This is a genomic window from Brevibacterium luteolum (genome assembly GCF_013004595.1).
In the GTDB taxonomy this organism is placed as follows: Bacteria; Actinomycetota; Actinomycetes; order Actinomycetales; family Brevibacteriaceae; genus Brevibacterium; species Brevibacterium luteolum.
This window is the reverse complement of the sequence record NZ_JABEMC010000001.1, coordinates 630,778-651,528: the sequence shown is the minus strand read 5'-3', so window position 1 is coordinate 651,528 and position 20,751 is coordinate 630,778. Positions and strand designations below refer to the sequence as shown.

The 20,751-nt window shown below is 66.6% G+C and carries 20 protein-coding genes; 5 read left to right on the top strand and 15 right to left on the bottom strand.

What is annotated here, in order from left to right; translation table 11 throughout:
* Nucleotides 1–89: 89 nt before the first annotated feature.
* The 4 genes from HLA91_RS03035 to dxr form a co-directional block, all read right to left on the bottom strand.
* Nucleotides 90–1,103, bottom strand: coding sequence for a TAXI family TRAP transporter solute-binding subunit (locus tag HLA91_RS03035; protein ID WP_170273435.1), 1,014 nt, complete (start codon nucleotides 1,101–1,103; stop codon nucleotides 90–92).
* 138 nt (nucleotides 1,104–1,241) lie between these two features.
* Nucleotides 1,242–2,546, bottom strand: a complete 1,305-nt coding sequence (locus tag HLA91_RS03030; RefSeq protein ID WP_170273434.1) for a type III PLP-dependent enzyme domain-containing protein — start codon at nucleotides 2,544–2,546, stop codon at nucleotides 1,242–1,244.
* 137 nt (nucleotides 2,547–2,683) lie between these two features.
* The gene (locus HLA91_RS03025; protein WP_170273433.1) at nucleotides 2,684–4,162 is read right to left on the bottom strand and encodes a M50 family metallopeptidase; all 1,479 of its coding nucleotides are present in this window, start codon (nucleotides 4,160–4,162) and stop codon (nucleotides 2,684–2,686) included.
* Entirely contained in the window at nucleotides 4,159–5,397 is a 1,239-nt protein-coding gene (dxr, locus tag HLA91_RS03020) for a 1-deoxy-D-xylulose-5-phosphate reductoisomerase (RefSeq protein WP_170273432.1), read from the bottom strand. The genes HLA91_RS03025 and dxr overlap by 4 nt, the downstream gene beginning before the upstream one ends.
* An 81-nt stretch (nucleotides 5,398–5,478) precedes the next feature.
* On the opposite strand from dxr, the gene HLA91_RS03015 reads away from it, so the two are divergent.
* Complete coding sequence (locus HLA91_RS03015; protein ID WP_102162596.1) at nucleotides 5,479–6,684, top strand: acyl-CoA dehydrogenase family protein; 1,206 nt, start codon at nucleotides 5,479–5,481, stop codon at nucleotides 6,682–6,684.
* 170 nt (nucleotides 6,685–6,854) lie between these two features.
* Here HLA91_RS03015 and HLA91_RS03010 read toward each other — a convergent pair whose 3' ends face one another.
* The 4 genes from HLA91_RS03010 to rlmN form a co-directional block, all read right to left on the bottom strand.
* Nucleotides 6,855–8,030, bottom strand: coding sequence for a hypothetical protein (locus tag HLA91_RS03010; RefSeq protein WP_170273431.1), 1,176 nt, complete (start codon nucleotides 8,028–8,030; stop codon nucleotides 6,855–6,857).
* A 105-nt stretch (nucleotides 8,031–8,135) separates the two neighbouring features.
* Nucleotides 8,136–8,813: a hypothetical protein gene (locus tag HLA91_RS03005; protein ID WP_170273430.1), complete on the bottom strand. Its 678-nt coding sequence runs from the start codon at nucleotides 8,811–8,813 to the stop codon at nucleotides 8,136–8,138.
* The gene (locus HLA91_RS03000) at nucleotides 8,803–9,360 is read right to left on the bottom strand and encodes a DivIVA domain-containing protein (RefSeq protein WP_257995173.1); all 558 of its coding nucleotides are present in this window, start codon (nucleotides 9,358–9,360) and stop codon (nucleotides 8,803–8,805) included. Before HLA91_RS03000 ends, HLA91_RS03005 begins: the two co-directional genes overlap by 11 nt.
* A gap of 44 nt (nucleotides 9,361–9,404) precedes the next feature.
* A complete protein-coding gene (gene rlmN / locus HLA91_RS02995; RefSeq protein ID WP_170273429.1) occupies nucleotides 9,405–10,754 on the bottom strand; it encodes a 23S rRNA (adenine(2503)-C(2))-methyltransferase RlmN in 1,350 nt (449 codons plus the stop codon).
* Nucleotides 10,755–10,891: 137 nt separating this feature from the next.
* On the opposite strand from rlmN, the gene HLA91_RS02990 reads away from it, so the two are divergent.
* Nucleotides 10,892–11,137 carry a hypothetical protein gene (locus HLA91_RS02990; protein ID WP_170273428.1) on the top strand — a complete coding sequence of 82 codons (246 nt, stop codon included), beginning with the start codon at nucleotides 10,892–10,894 and terminating at the stop codon, nucleotides 11,135–11,137.
* On the top strand, nucleotides 11,134–11,358 hold the full coding sequence (locus tag HLA91_RS02985; RefSeq protein ID WP_170273427.1) for a hypothetical protein: 225 nt from the start codon (nucleotides 11,134–11,136) through the stop codon (nucleotides 11,356–11,358). Before HLA91_RS02990 ends, HLA91_RS02985 begins: the two co-directional genes overlap by 4 nt.
* Here HLA91_RS02985 and HLA91_RS02980 read toward each other — a convergent pair.
* The 6 genes from HLA91_RS02980 to rpsB form a co-directional block, all read right to left on the bottom strand.
* The gene (locus HLA91_RS02980) at nucleotides 11,342–12,721 is read right to left on the bottom strand and encodes an FAD-binding oxidoreductase (RefSeq protein ID WP_170273426.1); all 1,380 of its coding nucleotides are present in this window, start codon (nucleotides 12,719–12,721) and stop codon (nucleotides 11,342–11,344) included. The genes HLA91_RS02985 and HLA91_RS02980 overlap by 17 nt on opposite strands.
* Nucleotides 12,718–13,962 (bottom strand): phosphatidate cytidylyltransferase, encoded by a 1,245-nt coding sequence (locus HLA91_RS02975; RefSeq protein ID WP_170273425.1) that lies wholly within the window; start codon nucleotides 13,960–13,962, stop codon nucleotides 12,718–12,720. Before HLA91_RS02975 ends, HLA91_RS02980 begins: the two co-directional genes overlap by 4 nt.
* 8 nt (nucleotides 13,963–13,970) lie before the next feature.
* On the bottom strand, nucleotides 13,971–14,525 hold the full coding sequence (gene frr, locus HLA91_RS02970; protein WP_170273424.1) for a ribosome recycling factor: 555 nt from the start codon (nucleotides 14,523–14,525) through the stop codon (nucleotides 13,971–13,973).
* Nucleotides 14,526–14,643: 118 nt separating this feature from the next.
* Entirely contained in the window at nucleotides 14,644–15,405 is a 762-nt protein-coding gene (gene pyrH / locus HLA91_RS02965; protein ID WP_102162587.1) for a UMP kinase, read from the bottom strand.
* Between the two features lie 197 nt (nucleotides 15,406–15,602).
* Entirely contained in the window at nucleotides 15,603–16,430 is an 828-nt protein-coding gene (gene tsf, locus HLA91_RS02960; RefSeq protein WP_170273423.1) for a translation elongation factor Ts, read from the bottom strand.
* Nucleotides 16,431–16,481: 51 nt separating this feature from the next.
* Nucleotides 16,482–17,375, bottom strand: coding sequence for a 30S ribosomal protein S2 (gene rpsB, locus HLA91_RS02955; RefSeq protein WP_170273422.1), 894 nt, complete (start codon nucleotides 17,373–17,375; stop codon nucleotides 16,482–16,484).
* A gap of 398 nt (nucleotides 17,376–17,773) precedes the next feature.
* Between rpsB and HLA91_RS02950 the strand changes: the two genes are divergently transcribed.
* Nucleotides 17,774–18,847 (top strand): D-alanyl-D-alanine carboxypeptidase family protein, encoded by a 1,074-nt coding sequence (locus tag HLA91_RS02950; RefSeq protein ID WP_170273421.1) that lies wholly within the window; start codon nucleotides 17,774–17,776, stop codon nucleotides 18,845–18,847.
* A gap of 71 nt (nucleotides 18,848–18,918) precedes the next feature.
* Nucleotides 18,919–19,587 (top strand): NAD(P)H-binding protein, encoded by a 669-nt coding sequence (locus HLA91_RS02945; protein ID WP_102162583.1) that lies wholly within the window; start codon nucleotides 18,919–18,921, stop codon nucleotides 19,585–19,587.
* 15 nt (nucleotides 19,588–19,602) lie between these two features.
* On the opposite strand, the gene HLA91_RS02940 is transcribed toward HLA91_RS02945, so the two are convergent.
* Nucleotides 19,603–20,610, bottom strand: coding sequence for a tyrosine recombinase XerC (locus HLA91_RS02940; protein WP_170273420.1), 1,008 nt, complete (start codon nucleotides 20,608–20,610; stop codon nucleotides 19,603–19,605).
* Nucleotides 20,611–20,751 lie beyond the last annotated feature (141 nt).

Below are 20,751 nucleotides of genomic sequence, written 5' to 3'. Positions count from 1 at the left end.
CCGCAGGCGGCGGCCTGCGCACACCTCACAGGGCCTCAGTTGAGCTAGGCGATGATCACCGGCCGGCGTAGGCCGACCGGGCCCGATCATCATTCGGTGCTGATGCCCTGTTCGTCGAAGTACTTCTTAGCACCCGGGTGCAGTTCCACATCACCGCGGCCGAGCAGAGCGTCTTCAGTCTTGATGAGCTTGCCCTGCGCCAGGGAGATGTCTCCGGCCTTCTCGTAGATCGCCTTCGTGATGCCGTAGGCGTCCTCTTCGCTGACCTGGTTGGTCGAGGCGACGATCGTGGCGAACACCGTCACGGTCTGCACGTCGTCAGGGGCGAAGTCATACGAGCCGCCCGGGATGACGTAGCTTTCGTACTGCGATTCGCCGGCGATCTGGTCGGCCTTGTCCTTGTCCAGCGGCAGCAGCTTGACATCAGCGTTGGCTGCCAGCTCCGACAGCGATGCCGCCGGGACGCCGAGGATCTCGATCGAAGCGTCGATGTTGCCGTCCTGGAGCTTCGAGCGGGCATCGGCGAAGCTCTCCTCGAAGGGCTCGTAGTCGCCGTCTTCGAAGCCGTAGGCATCGAGGATGAGCTTGGCAACAGCCGCGGTGCCCGAACCGGGGGCGCCGACGGCGATCTTCTTGCCCTTGAGGTCTTCGATCGACTCGAAGCCGCTGTCCTCCAGCGTGATGACCTGTGCAGCCTCGGGGTACAGCTGGCCGATCCAGCCGATGTTCTCCAGCGGCTGTCCAAGCTCTTCGAACTCACCGGAGCCGCTCACAGCATCGTGGGCGGTGTTGTTCTGGGTGAACGCCAGCTGGGCTTCGCCCTTGGCGATGCGGCCGAGGTTGTCCACCGAGCCGTCGGTCTCCACAGCGTTGACCGTGAGGCCGTCGACTTCGTTCTGGAAGATGCGGGAGTACTCATTTCCCAGCGGGTAGTACACGCCTGCAGTGCCGCCGGTGGCGAAGGTGAGGTCCTGCGTGAAGTCCTCTGCCGGTTCGCCGCCGCCATTGCCGCCACCGCCTCCGGTGCCGCCGCCGCATGCGCTCAGTACAAGTGCTGCAGCGGACATGATTGCCGCCGCGCGTCCTACGAGTCCGATCTTCATACCGGGTTCGCTCCTTTTGTGGTTTCCGTTTCTCACCTGCGGTGGTTACCGCTGCGGCTGGTGGGCCGCATGAGCTGTCAGGCGGCGGTGCAGCCCTGTGCTGCGACCGCCGGATGCCAGTGGCTGCCGGACCGGCTGCTACCAGCTGGAGTCAACGTCGCCTCCTGCCTCAGCGACCACCTCGTCGATGGTCTGCTGTCGCCTGAGGGTGACCCAGGCCACTGCGCCGTCCTTCTCTCTGTATCCGTAGACGGCAGGCCGTGGCAAGGCGTTGTAGGAAAATGAGTTGGAAAAGTAATACGCGCCGACGTCGTGGATGGCGATGACATCGCCTTCGCGGATGAGCGGCAGCGCACGCTGGTGGGCGATGATGTCGCCGGAGAAGCAGCAGGGCCCTGCAACGTCCTGGACGCAGACGTCGTCTTCGCGCTCCTCGCCTGTCGGGTCGAGGACGCTGACGCGCAGCGGCCAGGCATTGGGCATGAAGATCGTGCGGGCAGCAACCTGCGCGCCGGCGTGGCAGACGGCGATCGGCCGGCCGCCGACGACCTTGGTCGATTCGACGCGGGTGAGCATCGTGCCCGACTTGGCCAGCAGGGAGCGGCCGAACTCGGTGATGATGCCGTAGGTGCCGTCGAAGAGCTCGGGGACCTCCGCCTCGAGCGCGGCTCGGTAGTCGGCGAAGCTCGGGGTGTGGGCGTCGGAGTCGAAGTTGACCGGCAGCCCGCCGCCGATGTCGATGTGCGTGATCTGCTGGTGGCCGATCGTTGCGTGGATGTCGGCGACGAGGTCGACGACGGCGCGCACACCGGCGGCCATCGAGGACAGGGCCATGCCCTGGGAGCCGGAGTGCACGTGGATCTGGTTGAGCCACGGGCGGGCGGCGTAGGCGTCGATGATCGCCTGCCGGGATCCCTCGTCGCGCAGCGGGATGCCGAACTTCGACGTCGGGGTCGCGGTCGACATCTCCTCGATCTTGCCGGCGCCCAGCTGCGGGTTGATGCGCACGCCGATCCGGCCCTTGGGGGTCGCGGCGGCCAAATGCTCGTCGATGCGGGAGAGTTCGGTGAAGTTGTCGAGGTTCATCGCCACGCCGAGGTCTAAGGCGGTGTCGATGTCGTGGCGAGTTTTGGCCGGGGAGTCGAAGACGATCCGGTCGGGGGTGAACCCGGCCAGCTGCGCCATCCTGAGCTCACCGGGGCTGGCGACCTCGCAGCCGGCGCCGAGCTCGGCGAGGTGGCGCATCATCGGCACGAGGGTCACGGCCTTCGCAGCGACTGCGTGGGTGACCGGTGATGGGGAGTCGAAGGCCGCCTCGGCGGCGCGGAACAGCTCATCGAGGGTGTCGAGGTCGACCATGCCGATGATCGGGTAGTCGGCCGGGAGCATCTCCCGGGCCAAGGCGTCGGACATCGCGGTCGCGCGCCGCTGAGCGTGGTGCACTGGGCTCCCTGTACGTCGGAGGTGGTGGTCCCGGCGGCCGGTGACCGGCCGCTGGTGGAATCATCGTAACCTCTCACACAGCGCTCAGCTGCGGTTCAGGATTTCCGGTGGCTACAGTTCGCTAACGATTGCCGTCGCTACTGGAACAGGACGACGGGTTTGACGATGTCGACGTAGACGAGCAGCACGGTCATGCACAGCATCAGCCCGACGACGACGTAGGTCAGCGGCAGCAGCCGGGCGGTGTCGAAGGGCCCGATGATCCCGCGACCGCGGGCGAGGTTGATCCGCCGTCGGGCGCCTTCGTACAGGGCGACGGCGATGTGCCCGCCGTCGAGCGGCAGGAGCGGGATCATGTTGAAGGCGAAGAGGAACAGGTTGAGCGAGCCGAGCAGCCCGAGGCCGGTAACGACTTTGCCGGTGACGTCGATCTGGTCGGTCGAGACGATCTCACCGGCAACCCGGCCGACGCCGACCATGCCCATGATGCCCTCAGGGTCGCGCTCCTTGTTCGTCGTGGCAACCTGGACGATGTCGACGAGCTTGACCGGCAGCGTCGCCAGTGCTGTAAAGGTCCGGCCGAGGGCCTGGCCGATCTGGCCGGGGAACTCGCTCAGCGGGATCGGCGTGTACTCCTTGTCCGGGCCGACGCCGAGGAAGCCGACGGTCTCGGTGACGAGCTCGCCGTTGCCGTCGCGTGTGAGCTCGCCTTTCTCGTAGACGGGGCGCTCGGCGGCGATGATCGTCGTCGGGATGGTCTTCTGCGCTCCGCCGTCCTCGACGACGATGTCGACCTCTTTGCCGGCCAGGCCGCGGACTTCGCGGGTGATGTCGTTCCAGGAGTGCATCGGCTTGCCGTCGATGGAGATGATCGTGTTGCCCGGCGCGATGCCGACCTCGGCTGCAGGGGTCGGCTGGTCGCCGGGCAGGCAGCGATTCTGGTCGGCTGGTGCGCGTTTGGCCATTTCGGTGGCCGGAACCGCGCATTCGGAGACGGTGGCCACGGTGGTGTTCAGGGTCGGAACACCAACGCCGAGCAGCATGATCCCGAGGATCAGGATGCCCAGCAGCAGGTTGACCAGCGGGCCGCCGAACATGACGACGAGCCGCTTTGGCACCGAGAGGGCGTAGAAAGTGCGGTGCTCCTCGCCGGGCTCGATGAACTGGTTGGAGTATTCGCGGGCGTCGTCCATGGTGCGCTCGAACATCCGCGGCTTCCGGGACTCCGTCGGGATCTCTGTGGACCCGCCTGCAGCTTCGGCGCTCGCACCGACTCCGGCCAGCTCCCTGTCCTCGTGGCCTTCGACGGCTTCGGTGACGATGCCCGAGGCGTCGGTGGCCCCGTGCGACTGGTCGACGGTGGCGTGGGTGGCGTGCTTGGGCGGGTACATGCCCGGCATCGCGATGAACCCGCCGAGTGGGAGCGCCTTGATGCCGTATTCGGTCTCCCCGCGGCGGCGGGAAAACAGGGTCGGGCCGAAGCCGACCATGTAGTGGGTGACTTTGACGCCGAACTTCTTGGCCGGAATGAGGTGGCCGAGTTCGTGCAGGGCGATCGAGATGGAGACCCCGATGAGGATGAGGACGATGCCCAGGGCGTAGAGCAGACTGGTCATGCGCGGGCCCCCTCCGCGGCAGCCGGCTCAAGCCAGCCGGCGATGAACTCGCGGGCACTGCGGTCTGCTGCCAGCACGGTCTCCAGGGTCAGCTCGGTGGCCTCTCCCCCGTTCCCGAGGTGCTGGTCGAGGGCTGCGGCGATGCCCTCGGAGATCTGCGGGAAGGTGATCGTGCCTGCGTGGAAGGCGGCGACGAGCTCTTCGTTGGCGGCGTTGTATACCGCTGGTGCGGTCCCGCCGGCCCTGCCGGCCCGGATCGCCAGACCGAGGGCCGGGAAGTTCGCGTCATCGACCGGCTCGAAGGTCCAGGAGCTCGCGGCGTCGAAGGGTTCGGGTGCGGTGGCACCTGCGATACGGGTGGTGGTGCCGTCGCGATCGGTGCCGAGGGCGTAGGCGATCGGCAGCTTCATGTCAGGTGGGGAGACCTGGGCGATCGTCGAGCCGTCGACGAACTCGACCATCGAGTGGATGCGGCTCTGCGGGTGGACGACGGCGGTGATGCGGTCGTAGTCGATGCCGAAGAGCAGATGCGCTTCGATGACCTCCAGGCCCTTGTTCACCAGGGTCGCGGAGTTCGTCGTGATGACGGTGCCCATGTTCCACGTCGGGTGGGCCAGCGCTTGTTCGGGGGTGACGGCTGCCAGCTCGTCTGCGCTCATGCCGCGGAAGGGACCTCCGGAGGCGGTGATGATGAGCCGGGAGACCTCCTCGCGGCGGCCGGCGCGCAGCGCCTGGGCGATCGCCGAATGCTCGCTGTCGACGGGGATGAGCTGGGCTGCGTTCTCCTCAGCGGTGCGCAGCACGAGCTCACCGCCGATGATGAGGGACTCCTTGTTCGCCAGCGCGACATCGGTGCCTGATTCGAGGGCTGCCAGCGTCGAGGTCAGACCGGCGGCACCGGTGACAGCGTTGAGCACGACGTCGGCGGGTTCGGCTGCCAACCGGGCCGACGCCTCGGGACCGGTGAAGATCGTCTCGACTGCCACCTGCGCGCCGAGCTGGACGGCGCGTTCCTCCAGCAGCTGCCTGACCTGGGCTTCTCCCCCGGCAGGCGGGGTGGCGATGGCTAGTGCGCGGGCCCCGGCGCGGATCGCCTGGTCGACTGCGGTGTCGATATTCGACCCCGCTCCGACGCCGGTGACGGCGAATCTGGCGGGGTTGGCGGCGATGACTTCGAGAGCCTGGGTGCCGACCGAGCCAGTGGCCCCCAGTACAATGACGTTACGTACCTTCACGGTGACAGATCATCTCATTGATTTCTTAGAACGCGATGACACGTGCGCTCACTGCTGCCCCACGAGGAGAGGAACTCGACGATGAGCAAAACCATGACCCCTGACGAGATTCTGGCGATCGATTCGGTCTTCGAGAAGGAAGACCTCGAATGGGCGGGCATCGTCCGCAAGTGGCTGGACGAGAATGTCCGGGAGAAGATCGGCGACTGGTACCTCGAAGGCACGATCCCGGCTCGTGAGCTGGCAGAGCAGCTCGGTGAGCTCGGCGTGCTCGGCATGCATCTGGAAGGATACGGTTGCGGCGGAGCGACCGCCACCCAGTACGGCCTGGCATGCCGTGAGCTCGAAGCCATCGATTCGGGTCTGCGTTCGCTGGTGAGCGTGCAGGGATCGCTGGCGATGTTCGCCATCCACAACTGGGGCTCCGAGGAGCAGAAGGAAGAATGGCTGCCGCAGATGGCCGCCGGCAAGAAGCTCGGCTGCTTCGGCCTGACCGAACCGGATGTCGGTTCGGACCCGGCTGGCATGAAGACCCGCGCGACCAAGGACGGCTCCGATTGGATCCTCAACGGCGCGAAGATGTGGATCACCAACTCCCCGGTCTCCGATGTCTGCGTCGTGTGGGCCAAGACCGAAGAAGAGGACGAGAAGGGCCGCCCAGTTGTCCGCGGCTTCGTCGTCCCCACCGACACCCCCGGTGTCGAGGTGCCCGAGGTCAAGCGCAAGCTGTCGCTGCGCGCCTCGATCACCGGTGAGATCGTGCTCGACAACGTCCGTCTGCCGGAATCGGCGATGCTGCCGAAGGCCAAGGGGCTCAAGGGACCGCTGTCCTGCCTGTCCGAGGCCCGCTACGGCATCGTCTTCGGCGTCACCGGTGCTGCCCGTGACTCGCTCCTCTCCGCACTGGAGTACACCGGCACTCGCATCCAGTTCAACCGTCCGCTGTCGTCGTTCCAGATCACACAGCAGAAGCTGGCGAAGGCCTTCGGCCAGTACTCGTCGATCACCCTGCTGGCCGCCCACCTCGGCAAGCTCAAGGACACCGTCGGTGTGCGCCCGGAGCAGATCTCCCTGGGCAAGATGGTCAACGTCGACACCGCGATGAACATCGCCCGCGACCTGCGCGCCACCTTCGGCGGTTCGGGCATCACGAGTGAGTACTCTCCGCTGCGCCACGCCATCAACCTCGAGACCGTCCTCACCTACGAGGGCACCCACGAGGTGCACCAGCTGACCCTCGGCCGCGCGATGACCGGCATCAACGCCTTCGCCAACTACGAGGGCTAATCGGCCGACCGACATCACGGCCCCGGTGACTCTGCGCAAGTCACAGGGGCCGTTGCCGTTCGCCCTCGGATTCGCCGACGAGCTCACAGGAGCACCTCCAATGCGTGCCGGATTCTGGGCAGCGATCTCGGGAATTCAGAGGCGGTCTTCAACAATGCGCTCGGTAGGTCTCAGCCCGGCAGCCCGTCCTGACGCTGCCGACCGATGAGCATGCCGCAAGCGATGAGCATGAGCACGATGACGAGCACGACCTCCAGCGCCTGCCGGCTGGTTGACAGTGCCGCGCTGAGCACAAGCGGGACGAGCAGGCCGCTGGTCCGTGATGCGATGCCCATACCGGCGAAGCAGGCCCACGGGTGCGCTGCACTCAGGCTTGCCATGCGGGTGTTGAGCGATGACGTGACGATCGCGGAGCTGATGAGTGGGCCCGTGAGGATGATGCCGGTGATGACGGCCCAGTTCTGCTCGATCCACAGTGCCCCGGAGATTCCGATCAGGGCGAGCAGCACCGCAGCCGCGAACTCGCGGTTGGTTCGGCGCATCGAGCCGTGACCGAAAGCGGTCGCTGTGGCCATGGCAATGAGTTCGCGCATGACGAGTCCGACACCGATCGCAGCGCCGAACTCCGGCAGGGCGAGCGGGAAGATCGAGCTCGTCGTGATGAAGATGACCGGCAGTGCTGAGGCCGACAGTGCCCCGCGGGCCATGACTGATGACCGGCCGATCGCTGCGACCGAATAGACGATGGTGCTCAGCAGCGGCACCCGCTGGGTGACGTGCCGGTCGCGGCTGGGCCCGGGCAGCCACCAGGCGGCGACGAGGATTCCGAGCCCGGTGGTGGCGACGATGACGAACAGCACGCGGGGCTGCTCGGCTGCCAGGGCCCAGGTGATGAACAGGCCTGCTGCCAGTGCGCCGCCGCGCTGGATGAAGACGTTGATGCGCTGGCCGTCGGCCTGCCGTTCCCCGAGCATCGAGGCGTAGTGCGCGAGGGCGGGGATGTAGATGAGACTGGAGCAGCAGGCGTAGAGGGTTCCGAAGATGACGATCCACCAGCCGGAGCCGGCGATGAGCAGCCCGATGGTGATGAGCAGGATGAGGATGCCGGAGGTGCCGATGACCCGCCGCAGTCCGTAGCGCTCGATCGCCGAGGCGGCCGGTGAGTCGAGCAGGATGCCCAGGCCCATGTAGATCGTCACCGTTAACGAGGCCAGCCCGAGGTTCGGGGCCATGACGGCCAGGCCGGTGAGCATGAAGGAGTGGAAGCCGAAGTACGTGCAGATGACGATGACGATCGCCCAATAGCGGCGCGCCCGCCGCGCCAGCTTCCGTCTGTCGATCGCCATGAGGCTTACGGTAACACCGGGATCAAGGCCGTTTCGGACGTCTGTGATCGGCGGCACAGAGCCGATCGCGGCCTTTCCACGGGCTGTCTGGCTGGCTCAGATCGCTCAGCGGCTGAGGAACATCTCCACAGCGTTGAGACTCTCGGCAGCACTCAGGCTCACCCCGTCGAGGCGCAGGACTTCGCGGCCGGGTCCGATCTCTGCCGCCGCGGCATGCTTGAACGCCGATTCCTTCATCAGCGCTCCGGCGTCGAGCGGTTTGCTCTCCGGTCCGTCGGCGAGCAGCTCGGTGCCTTCGAAGTGCGACCAGATCTTGCGGGTCTCCGTGTGCATGCCGGCCTTCGCTGCAGTCTGAGCGGCGGCGTCGCCGTTTCTGCTGGCGTGCTCGCCGGCTTCCGCCTGCGCGCCTTCGGCCGGGCGGAGCACGGGGGCTGTCTTCTTCTCCCCCGGCTTCAGGCTCTTGGATCCGAGGACCACGCAGCTGCCCAGCCGCAGCGCAGCGAGCATCGCGAGGATGAGGGTGACCGGGCGCAGCCCGTCGTCGATGACGAGGAACGGCGGGGCCGGTTCGTGGACCACGCGCAGGATGCCGGCGAACTTCGCCACCCGGTCGAGTGCGTCCTCGTACGTCAGCGACACCTCGGCGTCGGCGAAGAAGATCTCGTCAGCCCGCCCGGTGACGATCGGGTAGTCGAGCAGCTCGAAGACGGGGTTGAAAGTACCCTTGTCCTTCGGTGAGTTCGTGCCCGGCTTGCGGAACCAGTGCAGCTGATCAGTCGACACTGGCCATGACCTCGACGACCCGGTCGATGAACGCATCGACCTGGTCCTCGTCGTAGGCGCGGTTGCCCTTGCGGGTGCGGAAGAGCACGCGACGGACTTCGTCAACACTCATCGGCTTGCCCTGGGTGAAGTAGCCGTTGATGCGGTCGCACAGATCGTCGACCTCTTCGACGTCATAGCCGATCTGGCCCTTCTCCGGGTGGTTGAACCGTTCGCCGTATTCGCGGGCGAGGCGTCCGCGCAGCGAGCTGGCGGCACGGGTGAGCTCCTTGACCCAGGCGTCCTCACCGGAGCTGGAGATGAGCCGGTCGCGGCTGCGCTTGGCGAAGGCGTCTTCGAGACGGTCGAGGGCGGCGTCGACGACGCCGACGTGGTAGCCGTTGCGCACCAGGTCGAAGCCGACGGTGCGCACCGCACGCGCGTCGAGATCGCCGGGCTGCGGCGTGTCGGATTCGAAGGATTCGCGGGCCCGCTTGAAGAAGCTGTCGACCTGTGCGGGGTCGTATCCGTTCTTCCAACCCGACATCCTGGGGAAGTTCGTCTCCACGTCGCTCTCCTTGTGAATGCTGTGCGGTGCTTAAAGTGTAGCGCTCAGTCCTCTTCGGCCGTGGCAAGCTGGCCGCATGCCCCGTCGATGTCCTGACCTCGGGTGTCGCGGATCGTCGTCGGGATCCCGGCGTCCTGGAGGCGGCGCACGAACTCAGCTGCCACCTCGGGCTCGGATGCCGTCCACACCGAACCGGGGGTCGGGTTGAGCGGGATCGGGTTGACGTGCACCCAGCCGCGGCCGCGTGCGTTGAGCTTCTTGCCCAGCAGTTCGGCGCGCCAGGCGTGGTCGTTCATGTCCTTGATGAGAGCGTATTCGATGCTCACGCGCCGGCCGGTGACCTTGTAGTAGTTGTAGGCGGCGTCGATGGCCTCGTCGACCTTCCAGCGGGTGTTGACCGGGATCATCTCATCGCGCAGGCCGTCGTCTGGGGCGTGGAGGCTGAGTGCGAAGGTGACCGGGATGTCCTCGGCGGCGAGCTTGTTGATTCCGGGCACCAGCCCGACTGTCGAGACGGTGATGCGGCGCGCACCCATGCCCAGGCCGGCCGGGGCCGGGTCGACGAAGCGGCGCACGGCGTTCATGACGCGCTTGTGGTTGGCCAGCGGCTCGCCCATGCCCATGAAGACGATGTTGGTCACGCGTTCGGCCTGCCCCGCGCCCGAGGCGGTGGTGCCCTCAGCATGTTCGCTCGCCTGGGCTGGGGCCTCGCCTTGGTCTTCGTCGGCTTCGGAGCCGACGGCGGCGGCTGGGTTGCCGAGCATGTCGGTGTCACCCGAGGTGTCGTCGGCCAGTTCGCCAGCGGCGATGACCTGGTTGGCGCGGATGACCTGCTCGACGATCTCAGCTGTCGACATGTTCCTCGTCAGGCCCTGCTGGCCGGTGGCGCAGAACGGGCAGTTCATGCCGCAGCCGCACTGCGAGGACACGCACAGGGTGATGCGGTTGCGGTAGCGCATGAGCACCGATTCGACGAGGGCGCCGTCGAAGAGCCGCCACAGGAACTTGATGGTGTCGCCGTTGGAGGTGCGCAGCCGGCGCACCTCGGTCAAAAGCGGTGGGAAGAACCTCTCGGCCAGTTCGGCACGCCGCTCCTTCGGCAGGTCGGTCATTGCCTCGGGGTCGGTGGTGTGGTGGACGAAGTAGTGGGTCGAGAGCTGCTTGGCGCGAAACGCTGGCAGTCCTATCTCGGTGACGGCGGCGATCCGCTCGTCCATCGACATATCGGCCAGGTGGGTCGGCGGCTGGGTGACGCGCGGGGACTTGAAGTTCAGCAGCGGCCGGCCGTCACGCGTCGGGGTGCGCGAGGTGGTGCCGTCTGCGTGCTCGACGATGGGCCGCACCTGTCGGCGGGGCGGCCTGTTGGTCGGTGTGGAGGAGGTCTTCTCAGTCATGTCCTCCCAGTATCGCATGTGCAGGCTGGGCGATGTGTGAGAGCGGCACTCTCCTAGCGAAGAACCCTCAGATGCTGGTGGCAGGCGATCTCATCTGGCACGATGGAAGACCCCCCCACACGAAAGCTGTGATCCCCATGACGGGCAACGAGATCGTCCGGTTCGTCGCTGCGCTCGTTGTCATCGGCGCCAGTGCCTATCTGGTGTTCAGAACCGCTGGATGGCTTCCGCTCATCTGCGCGGTGGCGGTCATCGCCGGCATCATCCTCCTCATCGACCTCATCCAGGGCATCCGCAGGCGGCGCCGGGACGAAGCGGCCGATCCCGCTGCTGACTCCGCGAGCCGAACCTCGCGTGAACCGGTCGTAGGCGATCTGCGGTGACCGGTCATGAGAAGCTCCGGCTGGTCGCCTGCCTGCTCGTGGTCGCCGTCGGCATCTACCTGTTCATCGACGGTGCTGCGTGGAATCGCGTGCTCTCCGTCGTGCAGATCGTTGCCGGCCTCTGGCTCTTCGCCGAGACGCTCCAGGGTGCTCGCCGGCGCAGCGGGACGCCGATCGCTCCGCCGCTGATTGAGGACCGTCTGCTTACGCCTCGAGGCTGAAGACCTTGCCGGGGTTCATGATGCCGTGCGGGTCGAGCGCGGACTTGATCGCCCGGTGCATGTCGAGGACGTCGTCGCTCAGCTCCCGGGACAGGCCCGGCTTCTTCAGCAGCCCGATCCCGTGCTCACCGGAGACGGTGCCGCCGGCTTCCAAGGCGACAGTGATGATCTCCTCGAATGCCGCCTGCGCGCGTTCGCGGGCGGCGTCGTCGCCGATCGGGGTGACGAGCAGCGGGTGCAGGTTGCCGTCGCCGGCGTGGGCGATCTGGGCGAGCACCGTGTCGTGCTTGCGGCCGATCTCCTGGATCTTGCCGAGCACCTCGGGCACCTTCGAGCGGGTCACACAGACGTCTTCGGTCAGCACCGGGCCGAGCCGTTCAAGAGCCGGATAGGCGAGCCTGCGGGCGGCAAAGAACGCATCGGCTTCCTCAGCGTCCTCGCTGATGGCAGCAAAGGTGGCGCCAGCGGATTCGAAGGCGGCGACGATGCCCTCCGCTTCGGCCTGCCCGGCAGCACCGGGAACGTCGGTGGCAGCCAGCAGCAGCACCTCGGCTTCGGCCGAAAGACCCATGTTCTTCCACTCATCAACTGCTTTGAGGCAGTAGGAGTCGACGAGTTCGAGCGCGGAGGGGATGATGCCGGCAGCCGTGACGTTGGCGACGGCTTGGCCGGCGTCAACGAGGCTGTCGAAGTAGCCGACGATCGCCCGGGAGTCCTGCGGCAGCGGCAGCAGACGCACGGTGATCTCGGTGACGATGCCGAGTGTGCCCTCAGCGCCGATGATGAGGCCGCGCAGGTCATAGCCGGCGGCGTTCTTCGCTGTCGTCTTGCCGACGCGCACGAGCTTGCCGGTGCCGGTGACGACTTCGAGGTTGAGGACGTATTCGCTCGTGACGCCGTATTTGACGCAGCACAGTCCGCCGGCGTTGGTGGCGACGTTGCCGCCGATCGTCGACCAGGGGGCGCTCGCCGGGTCCGGCGGGTACCACAGGCCGTCTTCTGCCACCCGGGCGCGCAGGTCATTGTTGACGACGCCGGGCTGCACCCGGGCGGTGCGTTCGACCGGGTCGACGTCGAGGATCTGGTTCATCGCGTCGAAGCTGATGACCAGGCATCCCTCCAGCGCGTTCGCCCCGCCGGACAGCCCGGTGCCGGCCCCGCGGGCGACGACGGCGACCGAGTGCTCGATCGCCCAGCGCACGGCGGCGACCACTTCGGCGGTTTCGCGCGGGCGCACAATCGCCAGGGCTTGGCCGTAGGGCGCCCATTCGGCCTCGTCGTGCAGGTAGGAGGCCATGATGTCGGCATCGGTGATGATCGTCTCGGTCGGGAGGACCTGAGACAGGGAGGCAAGAAGGCTCATGTGATGAATCCAGGCAGGAAGGTGAACAGGACGAGGGCGACCGGGGCGGTCGGGAGTATCGAGTCGAGGCGGTCCATCACTCCCCCGTGGCCGGGCAGCAGGGTGCCCATGTCCTTGAGGTCGAGGTCGCGTTTGATCATGGATTCGGAGAAGTCACCAAGGGTGGCGAATGCCGGGATGATCGTGCCGAGGACGACGCCGGTCCAGATTGGGGCGTCGAAGGCCCACAGCGCCATGCAGATGCCCACGGCGGTGGAGAACACGGCGGAGCCGGCGTAACCCTCCCAGGACTTCTTCGGGCTGATCTTCGGGGCGATCGGGTGTTTGCCCCATAGCACGCCGAAGGTGTAGCCGCCGATGTCGCTGGCGATGACGAGGGCGAGGAAGAGGATGACGAGCAGGTTGCCGTCCGGCTGGGTGAGGATGAAGACGACCGAGGAGGCCATGAGCCCCACATAGGTGAGTGCGAAGAGGCTTAAGCAGACGTCCTTGACCGGATTGGGGCGGCGTTCGAGGAGTGTGAAGAGCAGGATCGCTCCGGCCCCGACGGTGAAAGCCACCCACAGGGCCTCACGGCCGGCCAGGTAGGTCGCTAGGATCATGAGGCCTGCGGCGGTGACGGTCGGTACGCGGGCGACAACGGAGCCGGAGCGTGAGAGCGCGTTGGCCAGCTCCCACATCGCCACGATGACGCCGATGAGCACGATGACGACGAAGGACGGCGGGTAGAACAGCAGCGAGGCCAGCACTCCCCCGCCGAGCACCGCGCCGACGGCGATGGCCGCCGGCAGATTGCGCCCGGCGCGCCCGTAGTCCTTCTTCTCCGGTTCGGCGGCGGTGGCCGATCCCGGGGCATTGTCGGTTGCCGTCGCGGTATCTGCGCTGGTGGCCTCGGCGGCCTTCTCCGCCTCCGGGGTCGGGGTGACCAGCCCGTGTCCGTAGGCCGAGGCCGGCGGGGAGCCGACCACTGCGTGCGGCTGGGTCTCGGTCGCCTGGGACTGTTCCTCAACGCGCTGCGCGTCATCAGCAGCCTGCCGCTGCGCTTCAGTCGCCTGCCGTTGCGCTTCGGCCCCGGCGGCGGTGTTGCCCGTCCGCTGAGCCGGCGGTGTGGGCGCCGGCTGGATGACCGGCAGCTGCCCGGTCCGGGCGGCTTCCCGCTCGGCTCTTATGGCATCACGACGACGCGGGAACTCCTGGGTGTAGAGTTCCCACTTCTCGCCGTCGACTGGTTGCTGGGCCATCGCTGGGCTCAGACTTCGAGCAGCTCTTCTTCCTTGGCTGCCAGGAGGCGGTCGATGGAGTCGACTTTCTTCTTCGTCAGCTCGTCGAGCTCACCGGTGGCGCGCTTGGCTTCGTCCTCACCGACCTCGCCGTCCTTCTGCATCTTCTCGATGGCGTCCTTGGCGGTGCGGCGGATGTTGCGGATCGACACGCGGCCCTGTTCGGCGTAGCCCTTGACGATCTTGACGTATTCTTTGCGGCGATCCTCGGTCAGCTCCGGGAGCACCACGCGGATGACGTTGCCGTCGTTGGCCGGGTTGGCGCCGATGTCGGAGTTGCGCAACGCGGTCTCGATGTTGCCGAGGGCGGTGCGGTCATAGGGGGTGATGAGCAGAGTGCGGGCCTCGGGCACCTGGAAGGACGCCAGCTGCTGCAGCGGGGTCGGGGTGCCGTAGTACTCGACTTCGATGTGGGCGAACAGTGCGGGGTTCGCGCGTCCGGTGCGCACCGAGGCGAAGTCGTCCTTCGTCGCCTCGATCGTCTTGTCCATCTTCTCTGCGGCTTCGGCGAGAGTTGCTTGCATCGCGGTGCACTCTTTTCTTCGGTCGGTTGCGGAACTGCTGGTCGTCCCTCAGGTCTATTCTATTGTCTCCGCCTCCACCAGCACGGCAGGCGGGCAGGGTGATAGGGGGCCTGGCGGCTCAGGCGCCGCGCACGGTGGTGCCGATCGGCTCACCGGCGATCGCGCGGCGCAGGTTGTGCTCGCCCTGCATGCCGAACACCCGCATCGGCAGGGCGTTGTCCATGCACAGGCTGAAGGCGGTGGCGTCGACGACCTTGAGGCCGCGCTGCAGCGCCTCCTGGTAGGTGATCGAGTCGATCCGCTCAGCAGTCGGGTCGGTCTTCGGGTCGGCGGTGTAGACGCCGTCGACGCCCTTCTTGGCGATGAGGACCTCATCGGCGCGGATCTCCAGGGCGCGCTGGGCGGCGACCGTGTCGGTGGAGAAGAACGGCAGTCCGGCGCCGGCGCCGAAGATGACTACCCGACCCTTCTCCATGTGGCGCATCGCCCGGCGCGGAATGTAGGTCTCTGCGACCTGCGTCATCGGGATCGCCGACTGCACGCGGGTGTCGACTCCCTGCTGTTCGAGGAAGTCCTGCAGGGCCAGGCAGTTCATGACGGTGCCGAGCATGCCCATGTAGTCGGCGCGCGTGCGGTCCATGCCGCGCTGGGAGAGCTCGGCGCCGCGGAAGAAGTTGCCGCCGCCGACGACGATGCTGATCTCGACCTCCGGCACACAGGTGGCGATCTCCTTGGCCACCGCTGCCACGACGTCGGGGTCGACGCCGACGGTGCCGCCGCCGAACACCTCACCGGAGAGCTTCAGCAGGATGCGCCGGCGATCGGTGCGCACCGGGGAGATCTGGTCGTGCTTGGAGGAATGGACTGGAGATTCCGACATCGCTTTCTTCCTTGTCAGGCGGCAGGCTGGCGGCCCTTTCTGAGGGCACACCACCGATCAGTCTAACGTGTCCGCACGCCCCCGGTTCCACCTGCGGCACGGCAGGTCACCACCACCTCGGGCACGGGGTGCGGACATGCCGAAGGCGGCAGCCCCACGTGGGGACTGCCGCCTTCAGTCAGCGATCAGTGCGTCGCTCAGCTGCCGACGCGGAAGCGCTGGAAGCCCAGCGGCTTGACCTTGGCCTCATCGAGGATGGTCTGCACGCTCTTCTTCGGCTCCTTGGCGAAGGGCTGATCGAGCAGGCAGTTGTCCTTGAAGAACGCGTTAACGCGGCCCTCGACGATCTTCGGGATCGCCTGCTCGGGCTTGCCCTCGTTCTTCGAGGTCTCCAGTGCGATGCTGCGCTCCTTCTCGACGACGTCGGCGGGGACGTCCTCACGCGAGAAGTAGGTCGGGGTCATAGCGGCGATGTGCACGGCGACATCGTGGGCTGCCTCGTCGTCATCGCCTTCGTAGGCGAAGAGAACGCCGACCTGCGGGGGCAGGTCCGGGTTGGTGCGGTGCAGGTACGAGTCGACCTTGCTGCCTTCGACACGGCCGACGCGACGCAACACGACCTTCTCACCGAGGACAGCGCCCTGCTCGGCGATGAATTCCGAGACCTTCTTGCCGTTGGCCTCGGAGTCCAGCAGCGCCTCGGCGCTGTCGGCCTTGGCCTCGACTGCCAGCTTGAGGACCTCGTCGGCGAGCTGACCGAACTTGTCGGACTTGGCGACGAAGTCGGTCTCCGAGTTGAGCTCGATCATCGTGCCGACGCCGTTCTCGACGTGGGTGGCGACGAGACCGTCAGAGGTCGAGCGGTCCTCGCGCTTCGAAGCGGACTTCAGTCCCTTGACGCGCAGGATCTCAATGGCCTTGGCCTGATCTCCCTGTGCTTCGTCGAGAGCCTTCTTGACAGCCATCATGCCGGCGCCGGTGCGGTCGCGCAGCGCCTTGATGTCAGCGGCAGTGTAGTTTGCCATGCGATCTCCTTGTTGAGACGTGGTGGTCTGGGTCAGACGAGCGGATGCGGCTCAGGCTTCGGTCGACTCGGTGGAGCCGGCCTCAGCGGTCTCTTCGGTCTGCTGCTCGGCCGGGGCTTCAGCAGTCTCCTCGGCCTTGGCTTCGGTCTCCTCAGCCTTGTCCTCGCCCTTGCCCTCGAGGAGCTCGCGCTCCCACTCCGGCATCGGCTCGACGGAGACGGCCGAGATGTTCTTCTCGCCGCCCTCGTCCGAGGAGTGGCGCTTGATGAGGCCCTCTGCCACAGCGTCGGCGACGATGCGGGTGAGCAGGGCGACCGAGCGGATCGAGTCGTCGTTGCCCGGGATCGGGTAGTCGACTTCGTCGGGGTCGCAGTTGGTGTCGAGGATGGCGATGACCGGGATGCCCAGCTTCTTCGCCTCGTCGACGGCCAGGTGCTCCTTCTTGGTGTCGACGATCCAGACGGCCGACGGGGTGCGCTGCATGTCGCGGATGCCGCCGAGGGTCTTCTCGAGCTTGTCCTTCTCGCGGCGCAGGATGAGGAGTTCCTTCTTGGTGTACATCGAGCCTGCGACGTCGTCGAAGTCGATCTCCTCAAGCTCCTTGAGGCGGCGCAGACGACCGGAGATGGTCTGGAAGTTCGTCAGCATGCCGCCGAGCCAACGCTGGTTGACGTACGGCTGGCCGACGCGCTTGGCCTGCTCTTCGATGGCTTCCTGGGCCTGCTTCTTGGTGCCGACGAACATGATCGAGCCACCGTGAGCGACCGTCTCCTTGATGAATTCGAAGGCGGTGTCGATGTAGCCCAGCGTCTGCTGCAGGTCGATGATGTAGATGCCGTTGCGCTCGGTGAAGATGAAGCGCTTCATCTTCGGGTTCCAACGACGGGTCTGGTGTCCAAAGTGGACGCCGCTGTCAAGCAGCTGGCGAATAGTGACGACGGCCATGCCGGCGCACTCCTTTCATTGTCATTCGGTTGATGCCTGGCATCCGCCGTGTCGGGCCGACAGTCCCAGCTCAGCCGCACGCCACCGCACACGTGTGTGCGGTGTCGCGGAGGATGGGATCTGCACCGGTGGCCCGCCGCGGGTACTCGGATGCGCGTAGTCAGATCTGCACCTGATCAGTCTCGCGCGGGCGCGGGGCTGAAGAGCACACAGTTCTGCTATGTGTAGTCTACGATCTTCCCCGCCAGCGACCAAACCTGCCGCCCCTGCCCTCACCGGGCCCGAGGTGTGTGGATGGTCCCGGCGTGCGTGCCAGGAGTGCTGGGGATGGCGAGGCGTCCTCCACAGCCGTGCCCGAGGTGTGGGCTGGGTGTGTGCGCGGCATGAGTGTGGAGGGCATGAGTGGACGTGAGCGCACCGGGATCAGGGCCAGACTGCAGCAGCTGGGGTGGATCGCCGTGTGCGGGATCCTCGCCGGGGTTGTGGCCGTGCCGGCCGGGCTGCCGGCAGAGCAGGCCGGTGATCCTGACAGGTTCGGCCGGCCCGTGGTCATCATCGCCCCGGCGGCGGCACAGGCGGCGGAAGCTGCAGCCGATTCCGGTGACTGGGTGACTCCGGTGCCCGGGTTTGAGGTGGTGCGTGCCTTCGACAAGCCGAAGCAGAACTGGCAGTCAGGCCACCGCGGCATCGATGTCGCGGTGCTGCCGGGTGAGTCGATCCGCGCCCCGCGGTCAGGAACGGTGCACTTCGCTGGCAGTGTGGCCGGGCGTCCGGTGCTCAGTCTGGATGTCGGTAGGCACATCGTGTCGTTCGAACCGGTCGAGACGGATCTGACAGCCGGTGATGAGGTGTGGGCTGGTCATCCGGTCGGCACAGTTGCTGATCCGAGTCATTGTGATGACGGGTGCGTGCACGTTGGGGTGTGGGCGAGCGGCAAGCCGAAGGACTATCTGAATCCGGCTGCGTTCTTCTCGCAGGACTTCTCGATCCTGCTGCCTGAGGCGCAGGCCCCTGAGGAGATGCCGGAGGCTTCCGGTGATGACGGCACCTCGGGTGCTGGTGCGTGGGGAGGGCATTCAAACGGCCGGATCCCAGCCGTTGCGCTGTGCCCGCTGGATCGTGCCGCTGGGCATCGGCTGCGCTGTGACGCGGCGCGGTCGTTCGATGAGCTCAGCGATGCCTACCGGCAGCGCTTCGGCCAGCTGATTTCGGTGACGGACTCGTACCGGGACTATCAGACACAGGTGATCCTCAAAAGGCGCAAGGGCCGGATGGCCGCCACGCCCGGCAAGTCGAATCACGGCTGGGGCCTGGCAGTCGACCTCGGTGGTGGGATCAACCGATTCGGGACTGTGCAGCATGAGTGGATGCGCTCCAACGCCCCGCGCTTCGGCTGGGTGCACCCGAGCTGGGCCCGGCAGTCCGGGTCGCTGCCGGAAGCGTGGCATTGGGAGTACAAGGGACGGCACTAGGGTCGCTGCCACCCACTGCCCTGCCGTGTCAGAACTGGAATAGCTGCCTGGTGTGTGTCGTTGTGGCTGGCATGAGCATTCACAGCATCGCCGTCGTCGGCGGCCACGGAAAGATCGCCCGTCACCTCACTGAAATTGTCACCCCGGATATGGAAGTCCGCTCGATCATCCGCAACCCGGAGCACGCTGCTGAACTTGAAGAGCTCGGCGCTGTGCCGGTTGTCTGCGACCTGGAGAAGGCCTCGCAGGCTGAGCTGGTGGAGGCGTTCGGCAATGCCGATGCCGTCATCTTCGCCGCCGGAGCCGGTGGCGGTTCTGGCATCTTCCGCAAGTACACCGTCGACCTGGCCGCCTCGATCGCGGCGATGCAGGCAGCCGCCGCGGCAGGCATCGACCGGTTCGTGCAGATCTCGTTCATCGGCGCCGGCGGTCCGACGCCGGAAGGCACCGAAGAGGTCTTCGCCGCCTATTGGGATGCCAAGCGCGAGGCTGACAATGCTCTGCGCGCCAGCGGCCTGGACTGGACGATCGTCAAGCCGGGCCGGCTGCTCGATGAGCCTGGCACCGGCTGCCTCGACATCGCCACCGGGACCGAACGTGGGGCCACGACACGGCGTGAGGATGTCGCGGAGTTCATCGCGATGATCCTCGATGACGGCCGCACCATCGGCCGGGAGTTCGACATCATTGACGGTGAGACCCCGATGCACGAAAGCCTCAAGGCCACGCTGGGCTCCTGACAAGCTGCTGCCGGTTCAGGCGCGGGGGTGCGCCTGCCGGTAGCTTTCGGCCAGCCGTCCGAGGGAGACGTGGGTGTAGATCTGCGTCGAGCTCAGTGAGGCATGCCCGAGGAACTCCTGCACCTCGCGCAGGTCAGCACCGTTTTCGATCATGTGGGTGGCCGCCGAGTGCCGCAGCCCATGCGGTGAGAGCTCCGGTGAGTCCGGCAGGCCGGCAGTCGCTGTGTGGACGACTGAGCGGATCTGGCGGACATCGATGCGCCCGCCGCGGGCACCGAGGAAGAGTGCTGTAGCATCACGAGCGGTCCTGTCGTTCTCCAACACTGGCCGGCCGCGCTGCAGCCACGCCCGCAGTGCACGCTGGGCAGGCAGTCCGAAGGGCACGCGGCGTTCCTTGCTGCCCTTGCCCATGACGGTGACGAGCCTGCGATCCGTGTCAATGCTCGTCGTGTGCAGCGCCGCGATCTCTGAGACGCGTGCGCCGGTGGCGTAGAGCAGTTCGAGCAGTGCGGCATCGCGCAGCCGCAGCGCCTCGTCTTTCGGGGAGCGTTCGGTCTCACCGGTTTCCTCGGGATCAGTGCGAGCAGTCACCTCACTGGGTTCGGTTTCAGTGTGCTGCATGACGGCATCGACGTGGCGCTGCTGCAGGACTGCCGGCAGCCGCGAGGCCTTGCGGGGGCTTGCCAAGCGCAGCGCGGGATTGGATCGCATGAGCTGGTGGCGGGTGCAGAACGCGCAGAAGGCGCGCACCGCTGCGATCCGCCGCGCAGTGGTCGCCGGCGCAGCTCCACTGCGCGACTGAGCGAGCAGCCATTGGCGCAAGTTGCCCAGCTCAATGGCGTCCAACGGCAGGTGTCCATCGTCGTCGATGAGGAAGGTCAGCAAGGTGCGCACATCGCTGAGGTAATTGCGCACGGTGTGCTCAGACGCGTTTCGGTGCACACGCAGCTCTTCGGCGAAGGCGGCGAGCGCTTCAGCGTACTCTCCGGGCAGCTGTGCCTCGGTGTCGGGGGAAGTCGACATGCTTCTCAGTGTAGCCAGCCACGCTGTCGGGCCAGCCGGTGGCTCGCCGGCGACGAGCAGCTGACGCTGCCGCGAGCGTTGAGCGTGGAGTGGCTGGCCAGATGACGTCGTATGAGCGACATCGTGTGCCGGCGACTGATC